General features: G+C 34.2%; 12 protein-coding genes. 6 read left to right on the top strand and 6 right to left on the bottom strand.

Annotation, left to right across the window (positions count from 1 at the left end; translation table 11 throughout):
* The 6 genes from sctT (at position 1) to JEP40_RS03380 (ending at position 6,505) form a co-directional block, all read left to right on the top strand.
* Positions 1-774: a type III secretion system export apparatus subunit SctT gene (gene sctT, locus JEP40_RS03405; RefSeq protein ID WP_198622466.1), complete on the top strand. Its 774-nt coding sequence runs from the start codon at positions 1-3 to the stop codon at positions 772-774.
* On the top strand, positions 767-1,822 hold the full coding sequence (locus tag JEP40_RS03400; protein ID WP_198622465.1) for an EscU/YscU/HrcU family type III secretion system export apparatus switch protein: 1,056 nt from the start codon (positions 767-769) through the stop codon (positions 1,820-1,822). Before sctT ends, JEP40_RS03400 begins: the two co-directional genes overlap by 8 nt.
* Before the next feature lie 142 nt (positions 1,823-1,964).
* Positions 1,965-2,480 carry a SycD/LcrH family type III secretion system chaperone gene (locus JEP40_RS03395; protein WP_198622464.1) on the top strand — a complete coding sequence of 172 codons (516 nt, stop codon included), beginning with the start codon at positions 1,965-1,967 and terminating at the stop codon, positions 2,478-2,480.
* Positions 2,473-4,578, top strand: a complete 2,106-nt coding sequence (gene sctE, locus JEP40_RS03390; protein WP_198622463.1) for a type III secretion system translocon subunit SctE — start codon at positions 2,473-2,475, stop codon at positions 4,576-4,578. The genes JEP40_RS03395 and sctE overlap by 8 nt, the downstream gene beginning before the upstream one ends.
* A gap of 17 nt (positions 4,579-4,595) precedes the next feature.
* Positions 4,596-5,444 (top strand): type III secretion protein, encoded by an 849-nt coding sequence (locus JEP40_RS03385; RefSeq protein WP_198622462.1) that lies wholly within the window; start codon positions 4,596-4,598, stop codon positions 5,442-5,444.
* 2 nt (positions 5,445-5,446) lie between these two features.
* The gene (locus tag JEP40_RS03380) at positions 5,447-6,505 is read left to right on the top strand and encodes an IpaD/SipD/SspD family type III secretion system needle tip protein (protein ID WP_198622461.1); all 1,059 of its coding nucleotides are present in this window, start codon (positions 5,447-5,449) and stop codon (positions 6,503-6,505) included.
* Between the two features lie 102 nt (positions 6,506-6,607).
* On the opposite strand, the gene JEP40_RS03375 is transcribed toward JEP40_RS03380, so the two are convergent.
* From JEP40_RS03375 to JEP40_RS03350, 6 genes are all read right to left on the bottom strand, one after another.
* Positions 6,608-8,554, bottom strand: coding sequence for a TonB-dependent receptor plug domain-containing protein (locus JEP40_RS03375; protein ID WP_198622518.1), 1,947 nt, complete (start codon positions 8,552-8,554; stop codon positions 6,608-6,610).
* A gap of 274 nt (positions 8,555-8,828) precedes the next feature.
* Positions 8,829-9,677 carry a ModD protein gene (gene modD / locus JEP40_RS03370; RefSeq protein ID WP_198622460.1) on the bottom strand — a complete coding sequence of 283 codons (849 nt, stop codon included), beginning with the start codon at positions 9,675-9,677 and terminating at the stop codon, positions 8,829-8,831.
* Positions 9,674-10,498, bottom strand: a complete 825-nt coding sequence (locus JEP40_RS03365) for a class I SAM-dependent methyltransferase (protein WP_198622459.1) — start codon at positions 10,496-10,498, stop codon at positions 9,674-9,676. Before JEP40_RS03365 ends, modD begins: the two co-directional genes overlap by 4 nt.
* Positions 10,485-11,279, bottom strand: a complete 795-nt coding sequence (locus JEP40_RS03360) for an ABC transporter ATP-binding protein (protein ID WP_198622458.1) — start codon at positions 11,277-11,279, stop codon at positions 10,485-10,487. The genes JEP40_RS03365 and JEP40_RS03360 overlap by 14 nt, the downstream gene beginning before the upstream one ends.
* Positions 11,276-12,280: a FecCD family ABC transporter permease gene (locus JEP40_RS03355; RefSeq protein ID WP_198622457.1), complete on the bottom strand. Its 1,005-nt coding sequence runs from the start codon at positions 12,278-12,280 to the stop codon at positions 11,276-11,278. The genes JEP40_RS03360 and JEP40_RS03355 overlap by 4 nt, the downstream gene beginning before the upstream one ends.
* Positions 12,277-13,308 (bottom strand): iron ABC transporter substrate-binding protein, encoded by a 1,032-nt coding sequence (locus tag JEP40_RS03350; RefSeq protein ID WP_198622456.1) that lies wholly within the window; start codon positions 13,306-13,308, stop codon positions 12,277-12,279. Before JEP40_RS03350 ends, JEP40_RS03355 begins: the two co-directional genes overlap by 4 nt.
* Positions 13,309-13,429 lie beyond the last annotated feature (121 nt).

Below are 13,429 nucleotides of genomic sequence, written 5' to 3'. Positions count from 1 at the left end.
ATGTTAATACTTTTCGAATATTTTAAAGATGATCTTATCGATATTTTTCTTCTTATGGCACGTTTATTTCCTGCATTTATGTTTATTCCTTTTTTAAATAGTCGAGTTCTTAATAGCCAATTTTTAAAATATGTTGTTATTTTTTATATTGCATTAGGTATAAAAGTTAGTATTCCCATTTCAGATGATATTAAAGATAACGGGATTATAATTTTAATTAGTGAAATCCTTATTGGTCTTTTTATCGGATTATTACTCGCAACGCCATTTTGGATAGCCTCTGCATTTGGTGAATTTGTGGATAATCAAAGAGGCGCCAGTATTGGTGATACTATTAATCCTACAACAGGTATTGAATCTTCTGAATTTGCGTCGTTAACGGGATTATTTTGTGTTGCTTATTTTCTACAGTTTGGTGGTTTAGTAACATTGATGACGGTATTAAAAGATAGCTATCGTATTTTTCCTGTTGGCTATTTTAATCAAAATATCGGTTATTCATTAATAGGAAAATGGCTAACTGATATGGTACGAGTGGCGATTGTTTTGGTTTCACCTGTATTAATTTTGATGTTCCTTAGTGAAGTAGCATTAGGTATTTATTCCCTTTTTTGTCCTCAGTTGAATGCATTTTCACTCTCTTTATGTATTAAGGGCATTATTGCTTTTTCTGCACTTCTACTTTTTTTTACTTCGGCAATGACAAATGAATTATCGGATTTTTTTAATTATCAATATTTTCATACTGCCTTTTTGAGACTTTATTATGGCTGAAAAAACAGAAAAACCGACACAAAAGAAATTAGATGATTCAGCAAAAAAAGGGCAATCATTTAAAAATAAGGAATTGATTTCTGGTACGGTTTATATTGTTGGTATTATCTATCTTTTTTATCAAGTTGATTTTACAGAATTTGTTGAATTTTACAAATCTCTTTTATTAAACACATCACATATTAATTTAGAAAGTTATATAAAAATAATATCAAAGCTATTTTTTAATATTATTATGCCGGTGCTAATTATTACTGCGTTCGTGGGTATTATTATTTCATTGTTTCAGTCTCGGTTTAAAATAGCAACTGAAGCATTAAAAGTAGATTTAAATCATATTAATCCAATTTCTGGTTTTAAGAAGATTTTTAGCTTAAGAACAATAAAAGATTTCATAAAGACATTACTTTTTATTGTCATTTTTTTAGTGGTTTGTTTTATTTTTATGGTAATAAATAGCCAAGATATTTTTTTACTTTACCGTTCTAATTTAAATATTGTAGTAGAAAAGTGGTGCTCAGTTGTTGTCGATTTTGTTTTTATTTTCTTTATTCTTTCATTACCACTTCTTATTTTAAATATTATTGCTGATTTTTTTCTTTTTTTGAAAGATATGATGATGGAAAAACATGAAATAAAACAAGAAAATAAAAATATGGAAGGGGATCCTGAAATAAAATCAAAACGTAAATATTTACATCAAGAGCTACTTGATGAGCCAATGAAAAAAGTAATTAGAGATTCTTCTGCTGTGATTGTTAATCCAACGCATATTGCTGTGGGAATTTACTTTGATCCTGATAATAATATTATGCCATTAGTTTCATTGAAGTGTGAAAATGCAAGAGCACTGGCTGTAAAAACATACGCGAAAAAAGTTGGTACACCGATAGTCCGATATCCAGAATTAGCTCGAAAACTGTACCATAAATATCACCTTTTTGACGTTATGATCGATACTGATCTTCTTGATATTATGGATCTCCTAATTTGGTTAAAAAGAGTCGAACTAGATGGTAGATTAAGAGAAGAAATGGACTATAGATAAAAGAATATAAAAATGCATTTATCTTATTTAAATAAATAGTATTTATTTTTATAAATAATAACGTTTGTTTTATTAAAGCTATTTTTTAATCATTATTTTATGATTTGGTTAATTATTCATCATTGATGAAAGGATTAACATCATGTCACTATATGAAAAGATGTCAGAAAAAGAACTTGATCAATTAGCAAGTTACATTGTTGCCATTGTACAAAATGGTAAAACTCTTAAAGATGAAGGTACAATTCCAGAAGGATTTATGGAAGGAATTTATTCATTTGCTTACGACTTCTACCAAAAAGGAAAATTGGATGAGGCGGAGGCTATTTTCAAATTTTTATGTCTTTATGATTTTTATAATGTTGATTATATCATGGGACTTGCCGCAGTTAAGCAATTAAAAAAACAGTATCAAGCTGCTATAGATCTTTATGCTCTAGCTTATTTAAATGCAAACAATGATTATAGACCTATGTTCTATGCTGGACAATGTAATTTATCTTTAGGCGAAAAAGAGAAAGCAAAGTATTGTTTTCATCAAGTGTTGCTAAATATAAAAGATCCTATCATAAAAGAGAAAACAGAGATTTATTTAACATCTTTAAAAGATATTCCTCTGATCGTCATTAATGAAATTAAAGGAAATGAAAATGAGTGATGCTATTAGTAAAAGTACAATCTCTAATCATTTAGTCTCATTAAAAATGAAGGAAGAGGAGCATATCGTTGAAAATTTGGTGGCAAAAGAAAAAACAATAAATGACATCAACAAGAAAATTATTTCTTCATATTCTATCAAAAGAAATGAAAGTCTCTCTGGACCTATATTAAGGCCACCTGAAAAACTGGAAGGTGAAAATATTAATATAGGTATAAAACCAGAAGTAGAGGACTTTTCTCAAAATAATATGAGAAAAATAAAAAGGAGTTCTCAAGAGAAAAAACAACAAAATAATTTCTTGGATTTGCAATTAAAATATCAAGGAATAATTAATGATAGTATTTTAAATACTATTAAAAATACAGATAGATTCGAAGAGTATTTACATCAATTTGATGATTTGGAAAAGCAAATATCAGGATTGGTTGAGGATTATAAATCTATTTTAGATGATGTGAAAAAATATCAAGAGACTAATGTTGATTATTGGATGGAGGTATATCATTCTATACAAGAGAAAGGATTAAAAACAGAAGATGAAGTATGTAAATTTTTAAATAATAAAAAGATTTCAAAAGATATTATTAATGATCTTATCCATAAAAAATTTAATAGAAAATCTGAAATGGCAGATTATTTAATAGGGAAGTTTCCTTCTTTAAATATTCCCAAGGATATATCAAAAAACAATCTATATGATCTTGATGATTTACACGGCAATATATTAGACTTCTTTAAAGAAATATCAAATATAGCACCTCATGTCTCGATGAGTGATGAAAAATTAAAATCAATCTCAGTAAATTTTTACCATCTTAAGAATATTATTGATAATAAAAGTGATGATCTTCTTACTGAGAAAATACAAAGTGCGAAAAAGGCTTATATTGACCTGACTCTGATCCAGAGTCATATAGAGCTTGAAATAGCCTCTCGTTCTTTATCAGGCATGGCATTACTAACTTTTTTACTTGCTAAAGTTAGAGAACTAACGATGAAAGTAATGCTACAACGTTCTGAAAATGAGCAAAAGCTTTTTGAAGAAATGCAAAAAGTAACAGAAAAATCATTGAGGGATAAGATTGATGATCAAAATGCAAAAATTAAAAAACAAGAAGAAATTCAATATTGGGCAGGAATTGGTTTAAAGATTTTAGGTGGTCTTCTCGCAATTTTTGCCGGTATTGCGGCTGTTTTTACGGCTGGTGCTTCTTTAGCATTAATGGCCGTGGCTGTAACACTTTTAGTTGCAGATGTTGCATTAACGGCTGCTGATGAGATTTATCAAGCTATTCATGGTGAATCTTTTATGGATGAAATTATGGCTCCTATTTCAGAAGCCATTATGAAAGTAATTGATAAAATTGTTGATGTGTTAATGGATATGTTTGAATCTTTTTTAGATACGCTTAAAGAGTTAGGTCTTATCGATAAAATTAATGATATTAAAAAAGCACTATATGACAAAATAAAAATGGCATTTAAAATTCTAGTTACCATTGTTTTATTTGTTGCTGCTATAGCATTAACGTTTGTTGCGGGACCTGCAATTAATGGAATAACCAATGTCGCTAAGAAAATATTCAATGAACAAATTAAACAGACATTAAAAAAAGTTTTAAATGATTACCTTGAGAAAATGCTAGGTAATATGATTAAAGAAATTATTATGCAGGCAATAGAAGAGGTATTAAAAGCAATAAATAAAGCGATTACAAAAATTACGGATAATATATTATTGCAAAAAATCACTACAGCATTGAATAAAATTAGTCATATGATAACAGAAGATATATCAGAAAAGGCGATCAATACAATTCATCGAACAGCTGTAGGTGCTAAATTATTAAATTCAGTTGCGTCCAGTACCATTAATATTTATAGCAATACAATATCAGCAGATATTATGAGGTCAGTTGCCGATAGTAAAAAATTAATTGCAATTTTAGATTTAGTTCAAAAGCTCATGGATAAAATTATGGAAGAGTATAATGATAATATGGATACCATTACGGAAATATTAAAGAATATGAGCGATAGTTACTCTGTGAGTAGTAAGGTTAAATCTAATATAGCGAAAAGTATTTCTGCTTAATAAAAGGAAATATAAGAATGGATATAAAAGTTAATAATTATAATTTTTTAAATAATGTTTTTAATAAGGACGTATCAAATAATAGTCATGAAAATGAAATAGAGAATACTGAGGGTATAAAAACATTCAATAAAATATCTTCAGAACATCTTATTAGAATTAATTTTAGCAACGATAGTATAAAAAAAAATGAAAATAAGCCTTTATTGAAAGGACCAGAATATAATCAAAATAAAATGAAATCATTTTTGGATAAATTGGAGTTATCAAAGTCTAACTTAACGGAAAATATAGTTATAAAAGTAGGTGAGTTTAATTTTTTATCAGATGATATGATGGCATTAATTAATCTTTTTATTAATTATTATAAAGCAATGATTGAAAAATATGAAAGATCTAGAGAACTTGGAAATATGTTAATGAGTATAGAGATAATATTAGCCGATAGTTCAAGAAATATTTTAAATAAAAAAGCAGATATGGTTGTAGCGGCTTCAGTAACTGGCGCAGGACTTTCATTAGGCTTAAATATTGGCGGTGCGTCTATGTCTATTTTTGGTATGGGAAAAGGCTTAGTAGCTGGAAATACTAACCAGACAATATTAAAAGGAAATACGTTAACGAATATTGCACCTTCAATGAGTGGGATAGCGGAACAACCTATGCAAGCTGAGGCAATCCGTATTGAAGCTGAAGTAAAAGGAAATGATGCCGCAACTTCCGTTGCAGGGCAATTAGTAAACAATAATAATGAATTACAGCGAAATGAAGCTGATATTATTAAAGCACTTTTACAAGGTATCGAAACCATTATTCGTGCAACACAAGATGTTGCGTCTACAATAGGTTCAAACTTAAAGGGTTAATTGTGATTAATAATCTTAGATCTTATCATATACCTCATGAAGAAAATATTTTCTCTCAGTATTTAACTAAAAAACAAGCGGATAAAGATCAACCTAATAATATAGTGGAAAATATTGAACGTAATGAGGATTATTTAGCGAGTAAAAAATTAATCAAAGATTTTGATGTATCATTCGTTAATAATCCAAATTACAATAAAATAGCTGATGGTTTATTTAAATATGTTGAAAACCAAAAATATCATTCCAGTAAATTAGAGAGCAAAAATATTTTATCATCTATTTCTAAAATAGAAAAAGCAGAAACTCTAGACAATAATGATAAAAACAAGTTTGTTGATTCATTAAGTGATCTTTTTGATGACATCAAATTGACTATTAATACAGGGAAGTCAGATTATTTAGATGTATTAAAAGATCTCTTTTCAAATTATATGGATTTTGTGAGTGAAATTAGAACGTTATTATCAAAATTGAGTGAAGCGACCAAAGCTGCTACAAAAGAAGGTCGTATTAATATCCATCTTGAAAATTTTTATAATGAACTACAAGGATTAAGACTTAAGTATAGTGGTAAACCATTATTAAACTTAGATTTATTTTTTAAAATAGATAAAGATGGAAATTACTACCGTGAAATAAAAGGGGAGAAAATTTTCTATAATAATAAACATGATATTAATACAGCAATGAATGCGTTAGGAAATTTGTTAGAGGGAATAAAAGGTGTAAAAGTGAACAAATTTGATGGTGAAGGTAGTGACCATTATATTGATCCTTATCTTGAGTTTTTGTTCAATGTACAAATTGATTTTACTGATCTCGAAAGTCTATTAAAATCTTTAAAAGATAAAGGATTAGGATCACAAGATATTTTACAGACAGAGTTTGATCTATTAAAAAAGATGTTAGATTCATTTGAGAAAAAATTAAATAACAATCTTGATGAATTTTCTAAAAAATACAGTACTGCAAATAGCAATTATGATAATTTTGTTAAAATAGTTAGTAGTACAATGAATACATTACTGGAAATGGCAAAAGGATTTCTACGTTTCTAACGTTATGTAGAGTAATATTATGGAAGATGAGATTGTTTTACGGATAAAAAAGAGCTGATATTAATCATATATCAGCTCTTTTTTTATAAATAATAATTTAAATTAAAATTTATACTCAATACCTAACCAGTAATTACGACCCTCTTCCATATAACCTTGAGTGTATTCATAAGACTTATCAAAAAGGTTATTCACAGAAGCATTAGCTGAGACACCATACCCAAAGTCATAATCTAAACGAAGATCAGTTTTTGCATAGCCTGCCAGTTTGTCATTTTCATCAATGCGGTTATAGGTCCAATTTTGCGCCTCTTCCATAATGGTAAAACGAACCTGTTCTACAGGAATAAACGTCATCCACATATAGGCTTTATGTTTTGGTAAACCTTCAACGTGTGCTACTTGTTTAGGATCGCTATGGATATAGCTGTAATTTAAGCCTAGCTCTAACCAATCTGTCACATTACCTTTAGTACCTAAATCAAGACCAACATAGTCAACGCGTCCGCTATTTTGGTTTTGGAAAAATGCGTTGCCACCACGATAAACGGTGTGTGCCATAATTGCATCACTGACACGGTTATAGTAAATGCTGGTTTGGTAACCCCATTTATCCGTAATGTGTCCTTCATAGGTTAAATCGAAAGATAATGCGCGTTCAGGATCTAAATCTGGATTGATGATCCCTTTAGAGCCATCTTTGGGTTTTTCACTCGTGTAACGTTCTTTTTGTGTAGGGAAACGGCTACGATCAGACACTGAGAAACGTACAGTATCATCATTGGCTAATGAATATTTTGCCATCATTTCCCAGTTAAAGGCTGTTTGCTTGTTATCATCAGCGCCTTTGTCAGTCTCAACGCTATCGCGCCAGTCATAGCTAATTGCACCCACTAAATCGAGATCATTAGTGACAGCCCATTGATATTCTGTTGCTAAAGACCATGTTCTGTCTTTATAACGCATCCAATCACCATTTTTCTCTTTCTGAGAACGGTGAACGTCATCTTTCCAGTGAGCAGCGAAAGAGAGCAGATCATTTTCACGAGTATCGATGCCTAATTGTAATGCGGCACCTGTGCTATAGTCGTCATAGTGACTGTAGTCAGGTGTATCGCCTTTTTTAGGGTACATATAAAGGGTATTTTCAAATTTATCGTGATAAGCACGACTTTGTAATTTCATACCATCAGTAAGTTGGGTGGTACCGCTATAGTAATAACTTTCTTTATTGTAATCCGGCCATGCCCAATATTTAAATTTACCTTTACCTAATGCTGATGGTGGACTATTTTTTTCACCATCTTGTTTTACATAAGTCAGGGTATATTCGTCAGAAGCGCGAGGTGTCCAACCCACTTTGATCATGCCACGCTTATCATCTGTTGCTGAATTATCACGACGTCCATGAGTACCTGCAGCCGTATTATTTTCATCAGCACCAGGAATTGGGGTAAAACGTTGTTTTAATTGGCTACCACTGATTTGAATAAAGCCTAAATCATTACGTGCACCCAAGCGCGCACTCATATTATGAGCATAATCAGCACCACGAGAAAAACCTTGAGAATAAGCAATGCTTCCTTCTAATGGTTTTTTCGGCACCGCAGTGGTGATATTAATTGCACCCCCCATTAAATTAGGGCCTTGTAGTAATGAGGTATAGCCTTTGTTGACTTCGATACTTGCCAGGTCGTTAGTAGTAAAACGCGCTAAGTCCAAGTTGCCATCATAAGGAACATAAGTCGGGATACCATCAAAGAATACAGGTACTTGACGGCTATCAAAACCACGCACTTTAATGGTGTACTCATTACGGTTACCGGATTTTTGCATCACAACACCAGGTAATGTTGAAATTGCTTGCGCCGCATTGACCTTATTTTGTTCAAGCATTTGCTCTTGTGTTAATACATCTGGATTTGCTGCAATTGGGCTACTCCATACGGTTAATAAGTCTGGAGTGGATTGCCTATAAGTGGTGTCAGCAAGTGCAATACTGGGTATTAGGGCAAGAGATAAACAGTAGCATAGAGGTTTTAATTTCATCATTCCAATCTCAGTTTATAATCTATATATAAATTTTTATATAACGATATGCGTAAAAATAAATAAATAAAAAGAGCGCTGACAATGTGTTAGCACTCGGTTTTTTATAAAATAAAGCAACAAACTCATATAAAAGAAGCTCAGCAAAGATGTTCCTCCATGCCACTATAACCATTTCCTTGTTATGACTTCTTTTACATTGAGTTAATGTTGGCTTTATTTATTGTTGATTAAATATGTAAGTACTTGCTCATATTTAACTTATTGTTTTTATTTAATCTTTTGTGTAAAGACGAACTTTAATATCCGTCGGCGGAGCATAATAAGGCGCAGATGTCACCAGTAAATTGATGCCTGTCTGTGCATATTTTTCAATTGTGTTTAAGTTAATACCACCAGCCAAGGAAAGATGGCAATGAGGCGCAATGTAAGGCGCTTCTTGTTGTAGCTGTGCGATATCATCAATAGAGAACTTATCGAGCTGTAAAATGTCAGGCTGTGCTTTTAAGGCCTCTCTCGCTTGTTCAATATCTTCAGCTTCTACAACAATACATTTTTCAGGGGCAGCTTGGCGTAACTGCTTAACATGTTGTGCCCAATTATTAGGCTCTGATAAAAATCGACGATGGTTAGCAAAGAGCAAAATAGTTTCAGAGCAACCTTGGCGATGAATGACACCACCACCAGCCAGTACGGCTTGGGTCGCCAATAATTTAGTATTAGGGATATTTTTACGTGTACACGCAATTTGCCCTCTAGGTTGGTAGCGGTGATAAATATCTAGCATTCTTGCCATATAATCACTCACGCCACAGCTCCACTCAAGGACGTTTTGTACCACTTTCCAGCCTTGGTGTAGTGCATCAGCACGACCTTCAGCAATGATTAAACAATCACCTGCATTAGCAAAATCACCATCTTGTTGATGTGTTGTTACTACTAATCCTAATTTTTCCAATAAGCGACAACCTAGAGTGATCCCACTGACGCAACCTGCTTCATGGCGTGTAAAGGTCATTGTGCCTAGCTGATCACCAATATTCAGCGCTCGGCTGGTGAGATCGCCATATTGGATATCTTCCATCAACAAATTATCAAGAAAGGCATCAGGATAATAAATCATAGGTTTAGCTCACTTTCAGGAACGACATCCCAAGAAACCATTGCCCAATCACGAGTAGGTGAAATCAGTGAAATACCTTTTTCAATACTTTCATGATAGTAAGTTGTTAGGCATGCAGTTTCGTTTTCGCTTAAAGGCCCTACGGAGAAGTTAATACCCTCAATAAATTGTTCAAGACTATTGAAATTGCTTTGGCAATTACGGCTACGGATGTAATCAACTTTAGGGTGGATCCCCATTTGGTTCAGCATATTCACAGCATAAATGTATGTCGGAAGTGTAGGAACATCTCGACCCAGTAAACGAATAATGCGTTGATCAACAAAAGTTGGCGAAACAGTGTGAGTAGTATAAACACGTAATTTAGCTTGGTGATTTAGTTTTAACAGTGCGGCTTTTAAATCCATTACTAGTGTTGAACGTGAAGCCACTGCGATATCACAATGAGGAAGCTCATCCCAGCTATCTTCCCATGAGCACGTTATAAATTCTGCGTGGTTGATACCCGCTTGTTCGGCTCTGCGTTTTGCGACAGCTAACATTCCTGTACTGTAATCAATACCAATCGTTTTCTTGAATTTATCTGCAACATGAATGCTGATAGAGCCAGGACCACAACCTACATCTAATAAGGTTTCAGCACCGGTAAAATCCATCATTTCACGAAATTTTATTAAATAGGGATCGTTAGGGTTGGCACAGGTCTCTGCCATTTTTTCAGCACGTTTGTCCCAATGTTCAGGCGCTTTTTTGGTTCTTTCTGCCTGTAGCATGTGGTTTTTATAAAGTTCAGCAAAATCCGTGGTTTCAATAGTGTTCATATTTTTGCCTATGGTCATTTTTATTATCAGAATAGGCGTGAAAATGCGCCTGAATATCTGTTGGTTGTACACCATAAAGGTGCGCTAAATTGTCGGGTGTAAGTAAAATGTCAGGTCTATCTTGCAAAACAGGCACATGAGGTGTCAGTAAAATGACCTCATCTGCTAAAGAAGCGGCATGTTGAGGATGATGTGTGGACATAAAAACACTGATCCCTAATGCTTTTAACGCTTTAACTTGGGTAAGTAGTTTGATTTGATTACCAAAATCAAGGCTTGCAGCGGGTTCATCCATAATCAACAATTTGGGTTGTTGCACCAAAGCGCGTGCAATTAATACCATCTGTTTTTCACCGCCACTTAAAGTATCAAAAGTTCGGTGAGCAAGATGCGAAAGCGAGAGCATTTCTAAGGTTTCCATTGCTATCGTTTTATCTTGTGAGCTAGGCATTGAAAAAAAGGAGAGATGCGCACCTCGCCCCATTACAACCATATCAATCACATTGAAAGAAAAGGGAATATGTGTTGCTTGAGGAACATATGCCATGACTTTGGCAAGTTCTGTTGGTGACCACTCACTTAGTATTTTACCCGCAATATGAATTTTGCCATCAATACAAGGTATCAGACCTAATAACGTGCGCATCAATGTCGTTTTGCCACAGCCATTGGCGCCTAGTAAGCAAATTATTTGTCCTTGCTCGATACAAAAGGAGAGATCTTTAATTAAGGTTTTACCTTTGTAACCAATAGAAAGCCGATTGGCGTTAGCAATGATCATGTGCTTTTCCTCGTTCTGAGTAATAACATTAAGAAGAATGGCGCACCAATGGCTGAGGTTAAAATACCTAATGGGAGTTCAATATTGGCAATTGTGCGGGCTAATGTGTCAGTGATTAACAACATAATAGCGCCAATAAGCAAGGAAACAGGGAGTTGCTGGCTAAAGTTAGCGCCCACTAACAATCTAGCAATATGAGGCACAATTAAACCTAACCACCCAATAATCCCCGCAATAGAAACCGCACTTGCGGTTATTAATGTCGCAGACAAAATAAAGACAAGTCGTGTGACTTCGACATTTAAACCTAATGCTCTGGCTTCTTCATCGGATAGACTGAGTATATTCATACGCCAACGCAGTAAAATTAATGGAATAAAGCCCACTAACATTAAAGGTGCAACAGAAAGCAAATCAGCAGCGGTAATAGTCGAAAGACCACCTAAGAGCCAAAAGGTGATTGAGGGCAATTGAGTATAAGGATCGGCGAGAATTTTCATTAATGAGATTGCTGAGCCACATAGTGCACTAATAGCAATACCGACTAATACAAGCGAAAGTACGGGATCATGTTGTTTCGCAAGTCTCGCAATAAAGTAGACTAAAGCAACCGTTGCTAAACCGCCCGCAAAAGCGAAAAGTTGAATAGACAACATGGATTGCCCAAGAAAAATACCTAAAACTGCACCGACACCAGCACCGGACGAAACGCCAAGAATATCAGGTGATACTAAAGGGTTGCGAAACATACCTTGATAAGCCGCACCCGCAATCGCCAACCCTCCACCAATTAGGATTGCCGCCAGAACGCGGGGAAATCTTATTTGCCAAAAGACAGTTTCAGTTCGACTGTATTCTACATTGCCATTACCGGTTAATTTATTACTCACTAGAGTCCACAGCTCATTGGTAGTAAGTGAATACTTACCACTTGTGATCGCAATTAACGCGACAATGGAAAATAACGCAAAAAGAAGCGTGATGCGTGCAGATTGACTCATGAATACCCCAGCAATTGCTGACATTGTTCAGCACTTAATTGCGTATGGTAAAAATGAGCAAAGTAATTTTGCAGATCGTGAGCCGCTTGTTTTTCTATTCGTTTATCAAAATGGCTCTGTAGGCGACGCATTCCCATTAAGCGATTGATCCCTGGAGGACCATCTAACCAACCAAATGGTAAGCCTTTAAACAGTAATACTTTTTTGTTTTTAACGGCTTGAATGCTTTGCCATACAGAGTCTTGCATGATTTGCTGATAGGCATTTTCATCTTGTGTGATGATAATTTCAGGATCCCACATTAACAGTTGTTCTGGTGACACATCCGTTAACCCAGTGAAGTCAGGAACATCAACGACGTTTTCAAAACCTAATGCCTCAATGGCTTCTGTATGAATAGAGCGTCTAGCACCCGTTTGTAATCCTTTTGCACCACGAGCAAGATAAAAACGCGGGCGTATTTTTTGTTCAGAAGCAAATAAGGTTGCATCACTAAGGTATTGCTCTGCAATTAACGCTAATGTTTCTGCTCTTTCTGTGATCCCTAATAAAGCCCCTGTTTGGCGCAATTGGGCAGGACTATCTTTTAATGTGCCATCAATTAACACATAAGGCACACCAGTTTGATCAGAAACTCGTTTCGCTAATGAGCGATAAGTTTCATCTACATTTCCACTATCAATAATGATATCGGGTTCTAGCGTTAATAAGGCTTCTAAAGAGAGGGTACTTCCTCGTCCTGATAAACGCCCTAAGCGAGGTAATTTACGTAAGTCTTCTGCAAATAAAGGGCTTTTATCTAAGTTAAGGGATGAGAAACCTAATAGTTTCTCAGGCGCTAATGCGAGCAATAATTGATCCGTCGGAGGCCCAGCACTGATCACGCGATGGATTGCAGTTGATGCCGGAATATGACCAAATTGAGCTGCAATACGCGAGGTTATCGCAGCTCTTACCGAATGTGGAAGTGCAGATAATGTCGCAATTGTTGTGAGGTAAGTTAGAAATTGTCGTCTGTGGATCGCCATAAGTTCACACTGTTTATTGTTTTACATTGATATCGTTGTTTCATTTATTATATAGCGAAGAATACTATATTTCCTTTGGCTTAAGTCAAGGGATAGTCAGTCAAAATCAAATCTAAGCACA

Origin of the sequence: Proteus vulgaris (genome assembly GCF_016239305.1) — a bacterium.
Lineage (GTDB): Bacteria > Pseudomonadota > Gammaproteobacteria > Enterobacterales > Enterobacteriaceae > Proteus > Proteus vulgaris_C.
The sequence above is the reverse complement of the archived record's forward strand: the minus strand, read 5'-3'. Positions and strand labels throughout refer to the sequence as shown.

Coding starts and splice junctions, on each gene's coding strand:
- sctT (WP_198622466.1), top strand. CDS start 1: ATGTTAATACTTTTCGAATATTTTAAAGATGATCTTATCGATATTTTT.
- JEP40_RS03400 (WP_198622465.1), top strand. CDS start 767: ATGGCTGAAAAAACAGAAAAACCGACACAAAAGAAATTAGATGATTCA.
- JEP40_RS03395 (WP_198622464.1), top strand. CDS start 1,965: ATGTCACTATATGAAAAGATGTCAGAAAAAGAACTTGATCAATTAGCA.
- sctE (WP_198622463.1), top strand. CDS start 2,473: ATGAGTGATGCTATTAGTAAAAGTACAATCTCTAATCATTTAGTCTCA.
- JEP40_RS03385 (WP_198622462.1), top strand. CDS start 4,596: ATGGATATAAAAGTTAATAATTATAATTTTTTAAATAATGTTTTTAAT.
- JEP40_RS03375 (WP_198622518.1), bottom strand. CDS start 8,554: ATGAAATTAAAACCTCTATGCTACTGTTTATCTCTTGCCCTAATACCC.
- modD (WP_198622460.1), bottom strand. CDS start 9,677: ATGATTTATTATCCTGATGCCTTTCTTGATAATTTGTTGATGGAAGAT.
- JEP40_RS03365 (WP_198622459.1), bottom strand. CDS start 10,498: ATGAACACTATTGAAACCACGGATTTTGCTGAACTTTATAAAAACCAC.
- JEP40_RS03360 (WP_198622458.1), bottom strand. CDS start 11,279: ATGATCATTGCTAACGCCAATCGGCTTTCTATTGGTTACAAAGGTAAA.
- JEP40_RS03355 (WP_198622457.1), bottom strand. CDS start 12,280: ATGAGTCAATCTGCACGCATCACGCTTCTTTTTGCGTTATTTTCCATT.
- JEP40_RS03350 (WP_198622456.1), bottom strand. CDS start 13,308: ATGGCGATCCACAGACGACAATTTCTAACTTACCTCACAACAATTGCG.